Raw genomic sequence first — 17,814 nt, 5'->3', positions numbered from 1 at the left:
CCGATAATGGGAGGGTCAGGGGCGGGTTGAGGGGGACGCCTCCTCCCGCTAGAGGCTTTCCCCATGTCCAAAATGTACAAGATCGCCCTTCCCGACGGCTCAGTTCGCGAAATGCCCGAAGGGTCGACCCCGGGGGATGTCGCCGCCGCGATCGGGCCGGGGTTGGCGAAAGCGGCGCTGGCGGCGCGGGTAGATGGCGAATTGCGCGATCTCAATCGGCCGTTTGACGGCGATGCCAGCCTGGCGCTGATTACCGCGCGCGACGAGAAGGACGCGCTTGAGCTGTTCCGCCATGATTATGCGCATGTGCTGGCCGAGGCTGCGCAAAATCTGTTCCCGGGGACGCAGATCACCTTCGGGCCGGCGACCGATGACGGTTTCTATTATGACTTCGCTCCCGCGCCGGGGCGGGGGATGTTCACCGAGGAAGAGCTGCCGCTGATCGAGGCCGAGATGCGTCGGGTGATCGCGCGCGACGAGCCGCTGGTGCGCGAGGAATGGGCCCGCGAGGATGTGCGGGCGTTCTTCGTCAAGCAGGGCGAGACGTACAAGGCCGACTGGGTGATGGAGCTGCCCGAGGGCGAGGCGATCACCATGTACCGGTCGGGACAGGGCGACGGCAAGTGGATGGACCTGTGCCGCGGGCCGCATCTGCCGTCGACCGGCAAGCTGGATCCGGCGGCGTTCAAGTTGACGCGCGTGTCGGGGGCCTATTGGCGCGGCGACCAGGCGAATACGATGCTGAGCCGGATTTACGGTACGGCGTGGCTCAACAAGAAGCAGCTCGAGGCGCACCTCGTGCGGCTGGAGGAAGCGGCCAAGCGCGACCATCGGCGGATCGGGCAGGAGATGGACCTGTTCCATTTGCAGGCCGAAGCGCATGGGTCGGTCTTCTGGCACCCCAAGGGGTTCATCCTGTGGCGCGCGCTGGAGGCCTATATGCGGCGGCGGCTGGATGCGGCGGGCTATGACGAGGTCAAGACGCCCCAGCTGATGGATGCGCGCCAGTGGGAGAAATCGGGCCACTGGGGCAAGTATCGCGAGAATATGTTCGTGGTGCCCGACGAGATTCCTAACATCGACGATGACGCGCAGGTGCTGAGCGGCACGGGCGACCTGATGGCCCTGAAGCCGATGAATTGCCCGGCGCATGTGCTGATCTTCAAGCAGGGCATCACTTCGTATCGCGACCTGCCGATCCGCATGGCCGAGTTCGGCTGCTGCCACCGCAACGAGCCGCATGGCGCGCTGCATGGAATCATGCGGGTGCGGCAGTTCACGCAGGACGATGCGCATATTTTCGTGCGCGAGGACCAGCTGATCGACGAAGTGCGCGATTTCTGTGATCTGCTCGACAGCGTATACCAGGACTTGGGGTTCGACAGCTATGCGATCAAGCTGGCGCTGCGGCCCGACAAGAGGTTCGGGTCGGACGCGATGTGGGACTGGTCCGAGCAATCGCTGCGCGACGCGGTGAAGGCGAGCGGGCGCGACACCGAGGCGTATGGCTGGGAGGAATTGCCCGGCGAGGGGGCGTTCTATGCGCCCAAGCTTGAGTTCCACCTGACCGACGCGATCGGGCGGACGTGGCAGGTGGGGACGATCCAGACCGACACGGTGCTGCCCGAGCGGCTGGACGCTAGCTACATCGGCGAGGATGGCGCGCGGCATCGGCCGGTGATGTTGCACCGGGCCATATTGGGGACGTTTGAGCGGTTTATCGGCATTTTGATCGAGCATCACGCCGGGCGCTTCCCGCTGTGGCTGTCGCCGGTCCAGGCGGTGGTTGCGACGATCGTGTCGGATGCCGACGACTATGCCCATGACGTGGTGGCGAAGCTGAAGGCGGCGGGGCTTCGGGTCGAGGGCGACCTGCGCAACGAGAAGATCAACTACAAGGTGCGCGAGCATAGCCTGGCCAAGGTGCCGTTGCTGCTGGTGGTGGGCAAGCGCGAGGCCGAGGAGGGAACGGTCGCGATCCGCCGACTGGGGTCTGACGAGCATCAGAAGGTAATGGGGCTGGACGAGGCAATCGCGATGATGGCGGGGGAAGCAGTGCCACCGGATTTGAGGTAGTTATTGCAGCGTCTGGCCCGCATCTGCGCCGCCGGGGGAGAGCCGCTGGAACTGCATGAGCTGTACGACGAGGTCGGCGCGGTCAGCGAGGGTCAGGGCTTCGAGCAGTGCCTGTTTCGCACCGGGATCGAACGGGGCGACCTGGGCGATAGCGTTGACGAGCATTTCGTCGTCGAGCCGGCCGACGGCTTCCCAGTCGACCATCAGCCCAAGCGCATCGCCAAAGCGCCGCGCCTCGCGCTCGACATCGGCTCGGACGACGGAGGCGAGCGGCGCGGGATCTTCGTCATTGAAGCCGGCGAGATCCACATCGGCCTGGCGGTAGCTGGTGCCGACGTCGGGTTCGGCGATCAGGCGGAAGCGCGACGAACCCTGGAGAACAACGTTAAAGCGGCCATCGTCGAGTTCCTCGACCCCGACGATCTCGCCGATGCAGCCGATGCGATAAAGCGAGGGGTGGTCGCTGTGCTCGGTCGGCTGGATCATGCCGATCTGGGCCTTGCCGGCGAGCGCGTCGCGAATCATTTCGCGATAGCGTTCCTCGAAAATGTGGAGGGGCAGTTGCGCGCGCGGGAAAAGGATCGCCCCGGCAAGCGGGAAGATCGGCAGGCGGACGGGGGCGGGCTTGCTCATGTGAAAAGCAGGGCCGAGAGGCGCCGGCGTTGCGCCTTGCCCCACGGGTCGGCGAACCCGGCTGCTTCGAGCAGTTGCAGCAGGCGAGCGCGCGCGGCGCCGTCATTGGCGGCGGGATCGCGGCCGATCGAATCGAGCAGCGCGTCGGCGGCACCGTCACGGTCGCCCGACGCCATGCGGGCATTGGCAAGGTCGAGCCGGGCGGCGTGATCGTCAGGATCGGCGTCGATCCGCGCCTCGATCTCGCCGGTGTCGGCGGCGGGCAGGGGGACATCGGCGACGTCGAGTGCGGCGCGGGCGCGCTGGATCGCGGGGTCCTTCGCGGCGTCGGGCGAGGCGGCGTCGAGAATCGTTCGCGCCTCGGCAAATTCGCGATTGGCGACGAGCGCGCGAACCAGGCCGCCGATGACCGCAGCGTCAGTGGGGGCCATTTCGTGAAGCTGCGCAAAGAGCGGGATCGCCTGCGCCGGGTCACCGTCGGCGAGCAATTGTTCGGCGGCGGCGATGAGGGGTGCCATCTCGGCCGCGAGGTCCTGTGCGGGGCCCTTGACCGGGAGCTGGGCGAGCAATTGGTCGATCGCCGCCGTGAGCTGCGCCTCGGTGCGATATTGGGTGAGGTCGGCGACCGGCTGGCCGCCGTGGAGCGCGTAGACGGTGGGGATCGACTGGACGCGGAACTGGGCGGCGATGAACTTGTCAGCGTCGACGTCGATCTTTTTCAGGATCACGCCGCGGTCGGCATAATCGGCGGCAATCTTCTCGAGCGTGGGCGACAGCGCCTTGCACGGGCCACACCACTCTGCCCAGAAATCGAGGATGACCAGTGCATCCATCGACGGGGTGATGACATCGGTTTCGAATCGAGCGAGCGCGGCGCGGTCGGCTTCGCTGATGCCAAGGGTTGCCACGCTTACTCGTCTCCGTTTGTCCTGATTGCCATATGTGCGTTCGACGACGGAGCGGCAAGGGGATGGCGGTTTGGCAGCGATACGCGCCGCAATGGCGAGCGACTGGGCCACTAAGGGTTGCAGCGCCCAAACCCCGATGCTAAGCGCCCGCCACCCGACCGAGAGGCTTGCCCTTTCGGTCCGCCAATTCGAGCGGGCGTAGCTCAGGGGTAGAGCACAACCTTGCCAAGGTTGGGGTCGAGGGTTCGAATCCCTTCGCCCGCTCCAGTTGCGGCCTGCCTTCGGCAGGACTGCAGAAGGGCTGAGTGCGGTTTGCGCCTCGCCTTCATTCGGCACGAATCAATGGGCGAACCCTCTGAGTCTTTTGTGAGCTTCGCCGCGAGCGGCGTAGCGTGGTTCGAATCCCTTCGCTGCTAGCTTTCTAGTTCTTCCCCTTGCGCCGCGTAATGGCGGGCGATCACCGCGCAGGCGAGGAGCTGGAGCTGATGGAACAGCATCAGCGGGAGGATTACCATGCCGATCTGCGACGGAGCGAACAGCACGCCGGCCATCGGCACCCCCGAGGCGAGGCTTTTCTTCGAGCCGCAAAACAGCAGCACGATGCGGTCTTCGCGCGAGAAGTGGAGGAGGCGACCGGCGAGCCCGGTGAGCAGCAGGATCGCCGCGAGCAGGATGATGCAGCACAGCGCGATCAGCCCGAGCGAGGCGGGCGAGAGCTGACACCACAGCCCTTCGCGAACCGCCGCGCCGAACGCCGAATAGACGACCAGAAGAATCGCGCCGCGATCGACCATGGTCATCAGCGGCTTGTGCCGCGCGACCCATGCGCCGATCCACGGCCGGATGAGGTGCCCGGCGACGAACGGGAGCAGCAGCTGAACGAGGATCGCCTCGACCGAGTGCCACGAAATCGATCCCTGCCCGCTGGCCCCGATCAGCAGCGCGACGAGCAGTGGAGTAACGACGATCCCGATCAGGTTGGAAGAGGAGGCACTGCACACGGCGGCGGCGACATTGCCGCGCGCGATGGCGGTGAAGGCGATCGACGACTGGACGGTCGAGGGGAGCAAAGTGAGGAACAGGAGGCCGGTGGCAACGGGAGCGATGAGGAAGGGCAGGCTCGATATCGCCAGGCCGAGCAGCGGGAAGACGAGGAAGGTGGCGGCGAATACCGCGGCGTGGAGGCGAAGATTGGCGGCCCCGGCGATGATCGCCTCGCGCGACAGCTTGGCGCCATGGAGGAAGAACAGGGCGAAGATCGCAATGTTGGCGACAGCGCCGACGACCGGTGCGAACGCGCCGCGAGGCGGAAGCAGCGACGCGAGCAGGGCGGTCGCGACGAGCGCGAGCATGAACGGATCGAGCAGGGCGCGAAACCGGTTCATGATCGCGCCTAATTGGCCACTGCGCCCTGCGGAAGGTCGCCGACGGGGGGCTCGGTCCCGCCCAGCGCAGCGTCGAACATGGTGCGGTCGAGGCGGCCTTCCCAGCGGGTGACAACGACCGTGGCGACGGCGTTGCCGATGAAGTTGGTCAGGCTGCGGCACTCGCTCATGAAGCGGTCGACGCCGAGGATCAGCGCCATGCCCGCGACGGGCAGGTCGGGGATGATGGAAAGGGTTGCGGCGAGGGTGATGAAACCCGCCCCGGTGACCCCGGCGGCCCCCTTGGAACTGAGCATCGCGACGCCGAGGAGGAGGAGTTGCTGGCCGACGCTGAGATCGACGTTGAGCGCCTGCGCGATGAACAGGGCGGCGAGCGTCATGTAGATGTTGGTGCCGTCGAGGTTGAACGAATAGCCGGTCGGGACGACGAGCCCGACGATCGTCTTGGGACAGCCGGCGCGCTCCATCTTCTCGATCAGGCTGGGCAGTGCGCTTTCGCTCGACGAAGTGCCGAGCACGAGCAGGAGCTCGGCCTTGAGATAGGAAATGAGGCGCAGGATCGAGAAGCCCGCCAGCCGCGCGACTGCGCCGAGGATGACGAGCACGAACAACAGCGAAGTCGCGTAGAAAGTGCCGACGAGCAAGGCGAGATTGGCGAGCGTGGCGATGCCATATTTGCCGATGGTGAAGGCCATCGCGCCGAACGCGCCCAGGGGAGCGAGCTTCATGATGATCGCGACCAGCTTGAACATCACGATCGAGATTTGCTCGAGCGCGGATTGCACTTTGGCGGCGCGGTCACCGACCAGCGCAAGCGCGACCCCGAAGAGGATCGCGACGAGCAAGGTCTGGAGAATGTTGCCCGCCGTCAGCGCCGAGACGAAGGTGTCGGGAATGACCTCCATGACAAAGCCGGTGACGGTCGAGGCGTGGGCCTTGGTGGCATAGTCCGCGACCTTGGCGGCATCGAGGCTGGCGGGGTCGATATTGAGCCCGACGCCGGGGCGGACGAGATTGCCGACGATCAGCCCGAGGACGAGCGCGAAGGTCGACATGAGGAGGAAATAAGCAAACGCCTTGGCGGCGACGCGCCCCACTGCGCCGAGGTCGCGCATCCCGGCGATACCGGTGACGATGGTCAGGAAGATGACCGGGGCGATGATCATCTTGACCAGCTTGATGAAGGCATCGCCGATCGGCTTCATCGCCTCGGCCGTGGCGGGGGCGAATATGCCGAGCGCAACTCCGAGCGCAATCGCGGCGAGGACCTGGACGTAAAGGTGGCGGTACCAGGGAACGGGCGCTGCAAGCGATGCGCCGTCGTCGATGATCAATCCCGTTTCCCTTCAGCTCAAGGCGCGTGCGAGTGCTCCCGCGACGTCGGCAATGGTGAAGGGTTTGGCGAGCAATTCAACCCCGACGCTGGCGGCATCGTCGGCGACGGCGTCGGCGCGGCCCGAGGCAAGCACGAACGGTACCTCTATGCCGCGGCTGCGCAGCGCATTGACGAGGTCGATCCCGCTGACCCCGCCGGGCATCATCACGTCCGACAGGATGACGTCGACGCCTTTTGCCGCGCCGATCCGTTCGAGCGCGGTGGCGGCGTCGGCGAGATGATCGACCTCATAGCCAAGCTCGCGAATCATGTCGGAGACGAGCATCGCCACCTGGGCGTCATCCTCGATCAGGAGGACACGGCCGCTGCCGCGCTGTTCGTGCAAACGGGGGTCTTGCCCAGCAGTAGCGGGCGTGCCCGACGAGCGCGGCAGGGTGATGGTGAATGTGGCGCCCCGCCCGGGCACGCTGTCGACCGCGACAGCGCCCCCCGACTGAGTCGCGAAGCCATGGACCTGAGCCAAGCCGAGGCCCGAGCCGTGGCCGATTTCCTTGGTCGTGAAAAAGGGTTCGAACACGCGCGCGGCAATCTCGGCAGCGATACCGGTGCCTTCGTCGCAGACCGTGAGGTCAACCGCGTCGGCGGCGCCGTTTCCTCCCGGTCGATTGGCGGCACGAATTCGGATCCGGCCACCGATCGGCATGGCGTCGCGGGCGTTGACGCACAGGTTGAGCAGCGCCAGCTGGAGTTCGCCGGGATCGGCCTCGACCGGCCAAAGCTCGCTGGGGAAGCCGGTCTCGACGCGAATGTCGCCGCGCAGGCTGCGGTCGAGCAGGTCGCGCATTTTTTCGACCATCGGGGCGAGCGCGATGGGCTCGGGGCGAAGCGACTGGCGGCGCGAGAAGGCAAGCAGCTGGCGGGTGAGCCCGGCGCCGCGTTCGACCGCCTGGCGCATACCGTCCATCAGCCGCTGCGTGCGGGCGGGGTCCGTGCTTCGCTCGAGCATCTGCAAGCCCCCCGAAATGACGGTGAGCAAATTGTTGAAGTCGTGCGCGACCCCACCGGTCAGCTGGCCAATCGCCTCCATCTTCTGCGCCTGGCGAAGCTGTTCCTCGGCAGCGCGGCGTTCGGTAACGTCGCGGCCATTGGCGTAGATCTTGTCGCCCTGAGGGTTGGCGACCCAATTGACCCAGTGCGCCGAGCCGTCCTTGTGACGCATTCGAGTTTCGAAGCCGGCCAGCGGATCGTCGGTCGCGGTGGCGAGGGCGATCTCGTTGGCTTCGAAATCCTCCTCGAAGTGAAATTTGAGGTGATGCTCGCCGACGATCTCATCATTTTCCCAGCCAAGCACGCGGGTCCAGGCGCGGTTGGCGGCGCGGATGATGCCGTCGGGGGTGATGACGTGCTGAAGGTCGAGGCTCTGGTCCCAGGCGCGGTCGCGCTCAGCCGTGCGCTCGGCCACCAGTCGCTCGAGATCGGTATTGAAATCGCGCAGCGCTTCCTCGGCGAGCCGCTGGTAAGTGATGTCGCGGTGGACCCCGACCCATTCGACGATGTCGCCACCCGCATCCATCACGGGCACGGCGCGGATTGCGAAATGGGCATAGTCGCCGTCGCGGGTCAGGACACGATGCTCGAAGATGAACGGGCGGCGTTCGGCGACGGCGAGGTTCCACGCGTCGATTGTCGGCTGGGCATCGTCGGGATGGACCGCGGCGGCCCAGCCATAGCCCTGGTAATCGGCGAAGGACTGGCCGGTCAGCGACGCCCAGCCGGGCTGATCCCCCGACATTTGCCCGCTGGCGTCATTGGTCCACAGCACCCCGACCGCAGCGACCGCGGCGGCAAAGCGCGATTCGCTAGTTCGCAATTTCTCATCGAAGCGGTGGCCGTCGTCGGCGTAGCGGCGCTCATCATGCTTGATCGGATAGGCGTCGCCGACGTGTTCCATCGGGCAGGTTTATCGTTGGCTTCGTTAAGCGACAATGACGGGGATCAACCAGAACGGGCCAAGTTGTTGGTCGGGATCGGCGTCAATAAGGCCGCTCTTCCATGTCGTGCTGGTGGATGACCGAGCGGACGACCTCGTTCATCAGCCGCATCCGTACCGGCAGCGGGGTGGTGGTCGACTTGATCATCACGGCAATGGCGTAGCTGCGCCCGTCGGGGGCGGTGATCAAGCCGATATCGTTATACCCCGCCTGAAGCGCGCCGAGGACTTGGCCGGTGCCGGTCTTGTGGCTGAGACTCCACCCCGGGGCGAGCCCGCCATGGAGACGGTTGCGGCCGGTTTTGGTATTGCCCATCGTGTTAAGCAAATGCGCGGTCGAGGAGGGGGAGAGCAATTGGCCCTTCTTGAGCCGGGCGAGCGCCTTCACCACCGACGCGGGGGCGGCGCCGTCATACGGGTCTTCGATATAATGGTTGAGCAGCGAGCGACGGGTCGCCAGCGGGAGCGCGTTACGGGCGCGGTTGAAGCCGTCGCCGACCGCCATCGACTGGTGCCAGGTGACCCCCGCGACCCTGGACTGGAACAAGCGCTCGCCATGATCGAAGCGGATCGAGCCGAGGCCCTTCTTCGCAATCATTTCGCGCACCGCGCCGTCGCCGCCGACCGCGCGCATGAGGCGGTCGTTGCAAGTATTGTCGCTCATCGTGATGGCGTCGTGGAGGAGGCGGCCGAGCGTGGTCGTGACTGCGCCGTTGCGAAGCACCTGCGCGGCGATTGGCTGATGGAACAGGGTCAGGTCGCTGCGGGTCAGGGTAACGGGGTCGCTGAGCCGGACCGCGCCACGATCGATCGCATCCATCGCGGTGATCGCGACCCACAGCTTGCTGACGCTTTGCTGGGGATAAAGTTCTTCGGAATGCCAGCCGGTCTGCCAGCCGTCGTCGACCGAACGGACGGCGATGCCGATGCGGCCGTTGAACCCGGCACCGAGAGCCTGGATCCGATCGCGCAGATAGGCCGGGGTCTGGGGGGCGTAGGCGACGGGCGAAGCGAGTGGCGGAGACTGCTGAATATTGGGTTGCTGATAGGGCAGCCGGGCCATTGCCGCGGGACCGGCGAGCAGCGCGCCGACCAGTCCGAGAGTCACTTTTGCCGTCATGCCCTACGCTACCTCTGCAATGTCGATCGCGGGTCTAGCCCGCCCAAGCTGACCGCCAGATGACCCGTGCCAAAGCGCAGGCGCGGGTTCAAGTCACTGTTTGAGGGTCGCGGCCGGGATCGGTGCGGGCGGCGGCGGTGCCTGAACCTGAGCCGGCACGGCAGTCGGGAGCAGCGCGGCGCTCTCAATCTCGTCGAGGGCGCGGTGGACGGCGACGAAGCGGCGCGCCGATGTGACCCATGGTTCGGCGCGGGCAACCCCGGGGAGGCGCATGGTTTCGGCCAGCGCGCCATCGACTTCGCCGCGGCGCAAGCGTTCCTCGGCGCGGTCGAAGCGGGCCTGGGGGCGGACCGACGGCATGTCGGCGCGCCGGATGCTGACGAGCGCGCCGAGCTCGCGGCGAACCCCAGTCCACCAGCTTTCCTCAGGTCCCGGGCGGCGCAGCGTATCGCCGAGCTGGTCATATTGGTCGATGAGGGCGTCGAGGCGGATCGGCTGGCGCGCCGCCGTGACGATGGTCGCGACGGCCTGTTCGTGGCCCGCGCCGAAGCGTTCGACCAGCAGAGGTTCGAGATAGCCGAGCGCCAGCCCGCGATCGACCGCGCGGCGGGCGGCGAAGGCAACGAGCAAGGCATCGGCGCGGCCGGCGGAGCCCTGTGCCCGCTGAGCGGCGTTCTCCACCGCAGCAAGGCGGCCCTCGACAGCGGCGAGACGCGCGGCCTCCTGCGGAGCTTCGACGATGGTCGCGTCGGCGGCGGGCTCAGGCGCGGCGAGCGCGAGCGGTGTCGCGGCTGGCGCAACCCCGAACAATTGGGCGGCGGGGGCCGAGCGGGCAAGCGCCCAGGTGGCGAGCGCGGCGCCGGCGACCAGCAGCAGCAACGCTGCGGCGATGCGGGCGGTCCAATTGGAAGAGGGCGTCATTGGTCGCTCTCTAAGCACAGCTCGGCGGCGAGGGCCAGCAAGGCGGTGTCGGTCGGGCGCGCGGCGATGGCGAGATGGTGCCAGCCGGGGCCGGTATCAGCGGCGGCGTCTGGACTGAGCGCGACGAGGCTGATGGTCGCGCGATCGGCGACGAGAGAGGCGAGACGCTGACCGGCGCGGCGCGAGTGGAGGGCGATGACGGTGCCCGCCAGGCTGGCGAGCGCAGCGGGATCGGGGGCGAGCGGGGCAGCGCGGTAGACGATGATTGGGGTGATATGCGCGCCATGGGCCTGCGGCGGCGTGCGATCTTCGCCGCCAGGGTGGAGCAGGCGGATGCCGCGGGGAAGCCCGGCGAGGAGCACATCGACCCCTGCCCCGCCGACGCTCGCGACGCTGAACCCGGCGAGGCGTGCGGCCTCAGCCGTGGTGGCGCCGACCACGTGGACGGCAAGGCGGCGGAGGCGGTGAAGATCGGGGCCGCCGTGTCGCACCGTGTTGGCGCTGGTCATGAGGAGCGCGTCGAAGGCGTTCTCGTCTGGCGCGTGCCAACTGACGCGTTCTATCTCGAACAGCGGCATGATGAGCGTCTCGATCCCGAGCGCGGCGGCCTTAATCGCGCTGTCGCTCGCCCCGGGCTCAGGACGCGTCAGGACGAGTCGCTTCATCCCCCCGCAAACAATCGGGCAATTTCGGGGGGCGCTCGCTTCAGCATGGCGCGGGCGAGCGCAGCGGGGGCTTTGTGGTCGGTCTTGGCAAAGCGGGCTTCGTCGGCGAGGCCATGGCGGCCGTCCTCGCTGTAAAGCTCGGCGCGCAGGTGCAGCGTGCCGTCATGCGCAAGCGTCGCGAGTGCGGCGATCGGCGTGTGACAGGTGCCACCGAGCGTGCGGGTAAAGATGCGCTCGGCGGTGACTGCGGCGAAGGTTGCCGGATGGTTGATCGGAGCGATCATCCGGCGGGTTTCCTGGTCGGCGGTGCGGCATTCGATCCCGATCGCGCCCTGCGCCGGGGCGGGGAGAAGCTCGTCGAGCGGAAAGCCGATCTCGCCATGATGGAGCCGGTCGAGCCCGGCGGCGGCAAGCAAGGTGGCGTCGCATTCGCCCGCCGCGAGCTTGGCCAGCCGTGTGTCGACATTGCCGCGAATGGGGATGATGTTGAGGTCGGGGCGGACGCTGAGCAGTTGCGCGGCGCGGCGCGGGGACGAGGTGCCGACGATCGCGCCCTGCTTTAGATCGGCGATCGAGGCGGCGCCGATCAGCCGGTCGCGGGTGTCGGCGCGGCGCAGCATGGCGGCGATGCACATCTCTGGGGGGCGGTCGCTTTCGACATCCTTCATCGAGTGAACCGAAATGTCGGTGTCGCCGGCAAGCAGCGCGGCGTCGAGTTCCTTGGTCCATAACGCCTTGCCGCCAATATCGGCCAGCGGGCGGTCCTGGACGCGGTCGCCGGTGGTCTTCACGACGCGGATTTCGACCGCGCCGGCGGGCCATTCATGGGCGACCTCGAGTCGCGCCGCGACCTGCGACGCCTGAGCGAGGGCGAGCGGGGAGCCGCGAGTGCCAAGAATGATTGGACGCTTCATGGAGCGGCCACACTAGCCCCAATCGGCCACCTAGGGCAAAGGCCAAGCGATGGCGTTGATCCTTGGCCTTGAATCCTCGTGCGACGATAGTGCCGCGGCGCTGGTCACCAGTGATCGCGTGGTGCTGGCGCAGGCGGTCGTCGGGCAGGACGAGGCGCATCGGCCGTTTGGCGGAGTGGTCCCCGAGATTGCAGCGCGGGCGCATGTCGAGCAATTGCCGGGGCTGATCCGGCGGGTGATGGACGAGGCCGGGGTGCGGCCGGCCGACCTCGACGCAGTGGCGGCGACGGCCGGGCCGGGACTGATCGGCGGGGTGATGGTCGCGCTGCTGGCAGGCAAGGGGCTTGCGCTCAGCGCAGGCAAGCCGCTGATTGCGGTCAATCATTTGGAAGGGCATGCGCTATCGCCTCGTCTCGCGGACCCGGGGCTGGACTTTCCGTACCTGCTGCTGCTGGCGTCGGGGGGGCATTGTCAGCTGCTCGAAGTGCGCGGGGTTGGTGACTATCGGCGGTTGGCGACGACGATCGACGATGCTGCGGGGGAAGCGTTTGACAAGTCCGCCAAGCTGCTGGGGCTGGGGTATCCCGGCGGGCCGGCGATCGAGCGACTAGCGCGCGAGGGGGATGCAAGGGCGGTGCCCCTGCCGCGCCCGCTGGTCGGGACGGCTGAGCCGCATTTCTCGTTCGCCGGCCTAAAGAGCGCGGTGCAGCGAGCGGCGGTGGCGGGGATCTATGCCAAGGCGGATATCGCGGCGAGTTTCCAGCAGGCAGTGGTCGATTGCCTGGTAGACCGGACGGCGCGGGCGTTGACGGTGAGTGAAGCGCCAACGCTAGTGGTGGCGGGCGGGGTGGCCGCGAACCAGGCCGTCAGGTCGGCCTTGGCCGATTTGGCGCACAAGCACGGACGGAAGTTTTCGGTGCCGCCGATGTGGCTGTGCACCGACAATGCCGCGATGATCGGCTGGGCCGGGGCCGAGCGGTTTGCCTCCGGGCTGACCGACGGGCTCGAGGCGCCAGCGCGGGCGCGGTGGCCGCTCGACGAGGCGGCGGACAAGGTTCGCGGGGCGGGAGTGAAGGCATGACGATCGAACGCCTTGGAGTGATCGGCGGAGGCGCGTGGGGGACCGCACTGGCGCAGGTCTGTGCAAGCGGCGGGCGCGAGACATTGCTGTGGGCGCGCGAGAAAGATGTGGTGGAGTCGGTCAACACGACCCATGAAAACAAGCTGTTCCTGCCTGGCATCCCGCTCTCGACGGCGATCCGCGCGACGGGGGAGCTGGGCGAGCTGGAAGGATGCGATGCGTGGCTGGTGGTCACCCCAGCGCAGCATATGCGCGGCGTGCTGGCCGGGGCGCCGCAATGTGGCCGGCCGCTGATCTTGTGCGCCAAGGGGATTGAGGAGGGCTCGGGCGAACTGCTCCACACCGTGGCGAAAAAGGTTTGCCCGGAGGCCGGGATCGCGGTGCTGTCGGGGCCGACCTTTGCGCATGAAGTGGCGGCGGGATTGCCGACCGCAGTCACGTTGGCGTGCGAGGACGAGGCACTGGGCGCGGCAATCCGCAAGCGGATCAGCCTGCCCGCGTTTCGGACCTATGCGACCGACGATGTTGCCGGGGCCGAGGTCGGCGGGGCAGTCAAGAATGTGCTGGCGATCGCGTGCGGCGTGGTCGAGGGGCGCGGGCTTGGCCAGAATGCGCGCGCGGCGCTGATCGCGCGGGGTTTTGCCGAGATGACGCGGTTCGGACTGGCGATGGGAGCGCGGCGCGAGACGCTGGCCGGGCTGTCGGGGTTCGGCGATTTGGTGCTGACTTGCTCGTCGACCAGTTCGCGCAATTACTCGCTGGGCAAGGGGCTAGGCGAAGGACGCGCGGCGGGCGAACTGATGGCCGACCGTCATACAGTGGCCGAAGGGGCGTTCACCGCGCCGGTGCTGGACCGGCTGGCGCGGGCCAAGGGTATCGACATGCCGATCGTCGCGGCGGTGGCGGCGCTATTGTCGGGGAGCGCGGGGGTGGACGACGTGCTCGAACAACTTTTGTCGCGACCGACCCGGCCCGAGCATCATTAGAAGTCGATCGCGATGCCCTTTTTGACCCAGTCGCCATAGCGAGTCGGGTCGGGCTTATCCTCTTCGCCCAAGGGCGGGGGCGGTTCGACCGCTTCAGGCGCGGGCACTGGCGGCGAGGGGGCGAGCGTCTTTGGCGGGACGAGATCGGCAGGACGTTTCATAAAGTGTGAAATGGTGCGTAAAGGCGCGCATGCCAAGTCCCACGACCATCGTCGCCGATCCGGCCCGTAACGACCCCGAGGGTCTTCCCGCTCGCGCCGCCGCATTGCGAATGCTCGATGGCGTGCTTCGCCGGGGGCAGACGCTGGAGGCGGCGGCGCAGGGCGGGCCGCATCTGTCGCCGCCCGACCAGGGACTGGCGCTGGCGATTGCCGGCGAGACGCTGCGCTGGCTGCCGGATCTCGACCTGATGATCGACAGCGCGACGCGCTTGCCGCTGGCCGAGGATAGCAAGGCTCGGATGGTGCTGCGGATGGCGCTGGCGCAGAAAATATCGCTCGGAACACCCGACCATGCGCTGGTCACGACTGCGCTGCCGCTGGTCGATGGCGGGCCGCGGCGGCTGGTCCATGGCGTATTGGGGACGTTGTTGCGGCAAGGGGTGAGCAAGCCCGACCGGCCGCGGCTGCCGTCGATCGTCGCTGAGCGCTGGCGCCTGGCGTGGGGAACGCAAGTGGTCGAGGCGGCGCGGCGCGCCATTGCCCAGCGACCGCCGCTTGACCTGAGTTTCAAGGACGATGCGGCAGCGAAGGCGTTCGCAGGCGCGACTTCGCTGGCGGCGAGGCATGCGCGGCTCGACATATCGTCGAATGTCGCCGAATTGCCGGGCTTCGACGAGGGCGGATGGTGGGTCCAGGACCTGGCCGCATCCTTACCCGCGCGACTGATCCCGGCGGGGGCGAACACCGTGCTCGACCTGTGCGCGGCGCCCGGCGGAAAGACGATGCAGCTCAGCGCGGCAGGGCATGCGGTCACCGCGCTCGACCGCAAGCCGAGCCGGATCGCGCGATTGCAGCAGAATCTCGACCGGACGGGGCTCGCCGCCGAACTGGTCGCAGCGGATGCGCTGACGTGGGCGCCGGGACGGACGTTCGATGCGGTACTGGTCGATGCGCCCTGCTCGGCAACGGGGACGCTTCGCCGCCATCCCGAGGTGATTTACCGCGCGCGACCGCAGATCATGGTCGAGACGGCGGAGTTGCAGGGCCTGCTGCTGGCGCAATCGGCGAGCCTTGTTGCACCCGGCGGCGCCATCATCTTCGCGACGTGCAGCCTTGAGCCAGAAGAGGGCGAGGCAATCGTCGAGGCGTTCCTCGCCGCGCACCCGGGGTTTGCGGTCGACCCACCCAGGCCCGGCGAGCTGCCTGACTTCGTAAAGCCGACCAAGGCCGGATATGTGCGGATCCTGCCCGGGCTGATCGAGGAACAGGGCGGGCTCGACGGCTTCTTCATCGCGCGGCTTGTCGCCCCTGCCTGATTGCGTCTAATCGGCAGCATGACCCTCATCGCCCCTTCGATCCTGTCTGCCGATTTCGCCCGCCTTGGCGAGGAGGTCCGCGCGATCGACGCAGCCGGGGCCGACTGGATCCATGTCGATGTGATGGATGGACACTTCGTCCCCAATTTGACGATCGGGCCGATGGTGGTGAAGGCGCTGCGCCCGCATTCGGCCAAGGTCTTCGACGTTCATTTGATGATCGCGCCGGTCGATCATTTCCTGGACGCCTTTGCCGAGGCGGGGGCGGACATCATCACCGTCCATCAAGAAGCGGGGCCGCATCTTCACCGCACGATCCAGCGAATCAAGGCGCTAGGGAAGAAAGCGGGGGTGTCGCTGAACCCGGGGACCCCGGCCAAGACGCTCGACTATGTGCTCGAGGAAATCGACCTGGTGCTGGTGATGAGCGTCAATCCCGGATTTGGCGGGCAGAAGTTCATCCCCAGCCAGCTGCGCAAGATCGAAGCGATCGCCAAACAGGTCCAGATGAAGGGGCTCGACGTGATCATCGAGGTTGATGGCGGGGTCGATGCCGGCAATTGCCAGAGCGTGATCGACGCCGGCGCCACCGCGATCGTTGCCGGGACGGCGGCGTTCAAGGGCGGGCCCGATGCCTATGCCGCCAACATCGCCGCGCTTCGAGGCCGTTGATGGCCGATGACGCCGGCGAGGTCATCGGCAAGCTGGCGCGCGGATCGCTGGTATCGCGATTGTTCACGTCGAAAAAGGAGCCGCTCCGGCTGACCGCGGTGCCGCGCGACCATGTCGCGGGGGATCGGGCACGCGGTGACGCGTTGCTCGCCGGACGCTTCGAGGTCGGTGCCGAGACGATCGACCTGACCGATTTCGACTTTGCTGCGGTGGGCGCAGATTCGGCGGTGGCCGAAGGGCTGCAGGGCTTTTCATGGCTGCGCGACCTTGCCGCCTCGACCGGGCGCGACAAGGGCGCGAAGCTGGCCGAGGCGCTCGTCGGGCGGTGGTTGCTGGCGCACGGCACCAAGGTCGACGAGGCGTGGCGCCCTGCGCTGTGGGGCGAGCGGATCCTGTTCTGGACGGCCTATGCGCCATATATATTGTCGAGCCGCGACGCGGGCTATCGCTCGGCGTTGCTGAACACATTGGCGAGGGGCGCGCGGCATCTCGATTCGACCGCCGAAAAGGCGCCGGTCGGCCTGCCGCGGGTGACTGCGTGGATCGGGGTGATCGTCGCCGGACTGCTGGTCCAGGGCGGAATGAGCCGGGTGGCGCGGGGCGAAGCCGGGCTGGCGCGCGCGCTGGCAGCGGCGCAGGGCGAGGATGGCGGGCTGCTGAGCCGGTCGCCCGCCGAACAGGCATTGTTCGTTGACCGGATGAGCCTGCTGCGCGCGGGGTATTTCGCGGCCAAGCACAGTCTTCCGGATGCGCTGGAATCGGCAGCGGCGGCGGCGCTGGCGGCGCTGCATGGGGTGACGATGGGGGACGGTGGCCTGTCGAGCTGGCAAGGCGGCAATCCCGGGGATGCGGCGCGGCTGGCGGCGCTGGTCGATGGCTGCGGATTGAGGGCACGGCCGCTGCGGCAGGCACGCGGGTGGGGTTACCAGCGATTGTCGGCACTGGGCACGATCGTGGTGATGGACGGTGCGCCGCCGCCGTCGGCCAAGGTCGCGGCGCGCGGCTGCGCATCGACGCTGGCGATCGAAGTCAGCGACGGGGTCCAGCGACTGATCGTCAATTGCGGCGGGCCCGGCGCGCTGCCAACGGTGCTGGCTGACGACCTGGTGGTCGCGCTCAGATCAACCGCGGCGCATTCGACGCTGGTGCTCGACGACACGAATTCGACCGCGATCCTGGTCGATGGGGCGCTTGGCAAGGGGGTCGAGGAGGTCCCGGTGCTACGGTCCGAGGATAATGATTCGACCCGGATCGAGGCGAGCCACGACGGCTATGTGAAGGGCTTTGGCCTCGTCCACAGCCGGACCTTGATCCTGGGTAACGATGGCAAGGAATTGCGCGGGCTCGACAAGCTCGTCTCGAAGGGACGACGCAAGATCAAGGAGGCTGCGCCCTATGCGGTGCGCTTTCACCTGGCGCCGGGAGTCGAGCCGGTGATCACGGCCGATGGCATGGGCGCGATCCTGCGTTCGCCGGGGGCGCCGCCGTGGAATTTCCGCTGTCGAGGCGCGATGCTGACGACCGAGGAAAGCATCCATATCGACGGCCAGGGGACGATGCGCGGATCGATGCAGATCGTCATCGTCGGAGAGATCTCGGGGCTGGGTGGAGAAATCGCCTGGCAGCTGCGCCGTTCAAGCTAGGATTAGA

The 17,814-nt window shown here is 67.4% G+C and carries 16 protein-coding genes and 1 tRNA gene; 7 read left to right on the top strand and 10 right to left on the bottom strand.

The window, feature by feature from the left end; all coding sequences use genetic code 11:
* Positions 1-63: 63 nt before the first annotated feature.
* Positions 64-2,076 carry a threonine--tRNA ligase gene (gene thrS, locus U1700_RS05505; RefSeq protein ID WP_332750837.1) on the top strand — a complete coding sequence of 671 codons (2,013 nt, stop codon included), beginning with the start codon at positions 64-66 and terminating at the stop codon, positions 2,074-2,076.
* Here the strand turns inward: thrS and U1700_RS05500 are convergent, their stop codons facing one another.
* Both U1700_RS05500 and U1700_RS05495 read right to left on the bottom strand, forming a co-directional pair.
* The gene (locus U1700_RS05500; protein WP_332750835.1) at positions 2,077-2,709 is read right to left on the bottom strand and encodes an LON peptidase substrate-binding domain-containing protein; all 633 of its coding nucleotides are present in this window, start codon (positions 2,707-2,709) and stop codon (positions 2,077-2,079) included.
* Entirely contained in the window at positions 2,706-3,617 is a 912-nt protein-coding gene (locus tag U1700_RS05495) for a tetratricopeptide repeat protein (protein WP_332750833.1), read from the bottom strand. The genes U1700_RS05500 and U1700_RS05495 overlap by 4 nt, the downstream gene beginning before the upstream one ends.
* Positions 3,618-3,809: 192 nt before the next feature.
* Here U1700_RS05495 and U1700_RS05490 point away from each other — a divergent pair.
* A tRNA-Gly gene (locus tag U1700_RS05490) sits at positions 3,810-3,884 on the top strand.
* Between the two features lie 146 nt (positions 3,885-4,030).
* Here U1700_RS05490 and U1700_RS05485 read toward each other — a convergent pair.
* From U1700_RS05485 to hemC, 7 genes are all read right to left on the bottom strand, one after another.
* Positions 4,031-5,002 carry a bile acid:sodium symporter family protein gene (locus U1700_RS05485; RefSeq protein WP_332750831.1) on the bottom strand — a complete coding sequence of 324 codons (972 nt, stop codon included), beginning with the start codon at positions 5,000-5,002 and terminating at the stop codon, positions 4,031-4,033.
* Between the two features lie 8 nt (positions 5,003-5,010).
* Positions 5,011-6,336 (bottom strand): dicarboxylate/amino acid:cation symporter, encoded by a 1,326-nt coding sequence (locus U1700_RS05480; protein ID WP_332750829.1) that lies wholly within the window; start codon positions 6,334-6,336, stop codon positions 5,011-5,013.
* Between the two features lie 12 nt (positions 6,337-6,348).
* Positions 6,349-8,289, bottom strand: a complete 1,941-nt coding sequence (locus U1700_RS05475; protein WP_332750828.1) for a hybrid sensor histidine kinase/response regulator — start codon at positions 8,287-8,289, stop codon at positions 6,349-6,351.
* 82 nt (positions 8,290-8,371) lie between these two features.
* Positions 8,372-9,448, bottom strand: coding sequence for a serine hydrolase (locus tag U1700_RS05470; RefSeq protein ID WP_332750826.1), 1,077 nt, complete (start codon positions 9,446-9,448; stop codon positions 8,372-8,374).
* 93 nt (positions 9,449-9,541) lie between these two features.
* The gene (locus U1700_RS05465) at positions 9,542-10,369 is read right to left on the bottom strand and encodes a hypothetical protein (protein ID WP_332750824.1); all 828 of its coding nucleotides are present in this window, start codon (positions 10,367-10,369) and stop codon (positions 9,542-9,544) included.
* Positions 10,366-11,034 (bottom strand): uroporphyrinogen-III synthase, encoded by a 669-nt coding sequence (locus U1700_RS05460; RefSeq protein ID WP_332750822.1) that lies wholly within the window; start codon positions 11,032-11,034, stop codon positions 10,366-10,368. Before U1700_RS05460 ends, U1700_RS05465 begins: the two co-directional genes overlap by 4 nt.
* Positions 11,031-11,948: a hydroxymethylbilane synthase gene (gene hemC, locus U1700_RS05455; protein WP_332750820.1), complete on the bottom strand. Its 918-nt coding sequence runs from the start codon at positions 11,946-11,948 to the stop codon at positions 11,031-11,033. The genes U1700_RS05460 and hemC overlap by 4 nt, the downstream gene beginning before the upstream one ends.
* 49 nt (positions 11,949-11,997) lie before the next feature.
* On the opposite strand from hemC, the gene tsaD reads away from it, so the two are divergent.
* Both tsaD and U1700_RS05445 read left to right on the top strand, forming a co-directional pair.
* Positions 11,998-13,029 (top strand): tRNA (adenosine(37)-N6)-threonylcarbamoyltransferase complex transferase subunit TsaD, encoded by a 1,032-nt coding sequence (gene tsaD / locus U1700_RS05450; protein ID WP_332750818.1) that lies wholly within the window; start codon positions 11,998-12,000, stop codon positions 13,027-13,029.
* Complete coding sequence (locus tag U1700_RS05445; protein ID WP_332750816.1) at positions 13,026-14,015, top strand: NAD(P)H-dependent glycerol-3-phosphate dehydrogenase; 990 nt, start codon at positions 13,026-13,028, stop codon at positions 14,013-14,015. Before tsaD ends, U1700_RS05445 begins: the two co-directional genes overlap by 4 nt.
* Here the strand turns inward: U1700_RS05445 and U1700_RS05440 are convergent.
* Positions 14,012-14,176, bottom strand: a complete 165-nt coding sequence (locus U1700_RS05440) for a DUF1674 domain-containing protein (protein WP_332750814.1) — start codon at positions 14,174-14,176, stop codon at positions 14,012-14,014. The two genes, U1700_RS05445 and U1700_RS05440, sit on opposite strands and share 4 nt — an antisense overlap.
* A gap of 29 nt (positions 14,177-14,205) precedes the next feature.
* Between U1700_RS05440 and U1700_RS05435 the strand changes: the two genes are divergently transcribed.
* Genes U1700_RS05435 through U1700_RS05425 form a run of 3 tightly spaced genes read left to right on the top strand, consistent with a single transcriptional unit; the run spans position 14,206 to position 17,807 of the window.
* A complete protein-coding gene (locus U1700_RS05435) occupies positions 14,206-15,492 on the top strand; it encodes an RsmB/NOP family class I SAM-dependent RNA methyltransferase (protein ID WP_332750812.1) in 1,287 nt (428 codons plus the stop codon).
* Between the two features lie 18 nt (positions 15,493-15,510).
* A complete protein-coding gene (rpe, locus tag U1700_RS05430) occupies positions 15,511-16,164 on the top strand; it encodes a ribulose-phosphate 3-epimerase (protein WP_332750810.1) in 654 nt (217 codons plus the stop codon).
* A complete protein-coding gene (locus tag U1700_RS05425; RefSeq protein ID WP_332750808.1) occupies positions 16,164-17,807 on the top strand; it encodes a heparinase II/III family protein in 1,644 nt (547 codons plus the stop codon). The genes rpe and U1700_RS05425 overlap by 1 nt, the downstream gene beginning before the upstream one ends.
* Positions 17,808-17,814 lie beyond the last annotated feature (7 nt).

This window comes from Sphingomonas sp. RB1R13 (genome assembly GCF_036663775.1).
Classification (GTDB): Bacteria; Pseudomonadota; Alphaproteobacteria; order Sphingomonadales; family Sphingomonadaceae; genus Sphingomicrobium.
The sequence above is the reverse complement of the archived record's forward strand: the minus strand, read 5'-3'. Positions and strand labels throughout refer to the sequence as shown.

What these genes read in the sequence shown, in the direction of transcription:
- thrS (WP_332750837.1), top strand. Translation starts at nt 64, where the DNA reads ATGTCCAAAATGTACAAGATCGCCCTTCCCGACGGCTCAGTTCGCGAA.
- U1700_RS05500 (WP_332750835.1), bottom strand. Translation starts at nt 2,709, where the DNA reads ATGAGCAAGCCCGCCCCCGTCCGCCTGCCGATCTTCCCGCTTGCCGGG.
- U1700_RS05485 (WP_332750831.1), bottom strand. Translation starts at nt 5,002, where the DNA reads ATGAACCGGTTTCGCGCCCTGCTCGATCCGTTCATGCTCGCGCTCGTC.
- U1700_RS05475 (WP_332750828.1), bottom strand. Translation starts at nt 8,289, where the DNA reads ATGGAACACGTCGGCGACGCCTATCCGATCAAGCATGATGAGCGCCGC.
- U1700_RS05470 (WP_332750826.1), bottom strand. Translation starts at nt 9,448, where the DNA reads ATGACGGCAAAAGTGACTCTCGGACTGGTCGGCGCGCTGCTCGCCGGT.
- U1700_RS05465 (WP_332750824.1), bottom strand. Translation starts at nt 10,369, where the DNA reads ATGACGCCCTCTTCCAATTGGACCGCCCGCATCGCCGCAGCGTTGCTG.
- U1700_RS05460 (WP_332750822.1), bottom strand. Translation starts at nt 11,034, where the DNA reads ATGAAGCGACTCGTCCTGACGCGTCCTGAGCCCGGGGCGAGCGACAGC.
- hemC (WP_332750820.1), bottom strand. Translation starts at nt 11,948, where the DNA reads ATGAAGCGTCCAATCATTCTTGGCACTCGCGGCTCCCCGCTCGCCCTC.
- tsaD (WP_332750818.1), top strand. Translation starts at nt 11,998, where the DNA reads ATGGCGTTGATCCTTGGCCTTGAATCCTCGTGCGACGATAGTGCCGCG.
- U1700_RS05445 (WP_332750816.1), top strand. Translation starts at nt 13,026, where the DNA reads ATGACGATCGAACGCCTTGGAGTGATCGGCGGAGGCGCGTGGGGGACC.
- U1700_RS05440 (WP_332750814.1), bottom strand. Translation starts at nt 14,176, where the DNA reads ATGAAACGTCCTGCCGATCTCGTCCCGCCAAAGACGCTCGCCCCCTCG.
- U1700_RS05435 (WP_332750812.1), top strand. Translation starts at nt 14,206, where the DNA reads ATGCCAAGTCCCACGACCATCGTCGCCGATCCGGCCCGTAACGACCCC.
- rpe (WP_332750810.1), top strand. Translation starts at nt 15,511, where the DNA reads ATGACCCTCATCGCCCCTTCGATCCTGTCTGCCGATTTCGCCCGCCTT.
- U1700_RS05425 (WP_332750808.1), top strand. Translation starts at nt 16,164, where the DNA reads ATGGCCGATGACGCCGGCGAGGTCATCGGCAAGCTGGCGCGCGGATCG.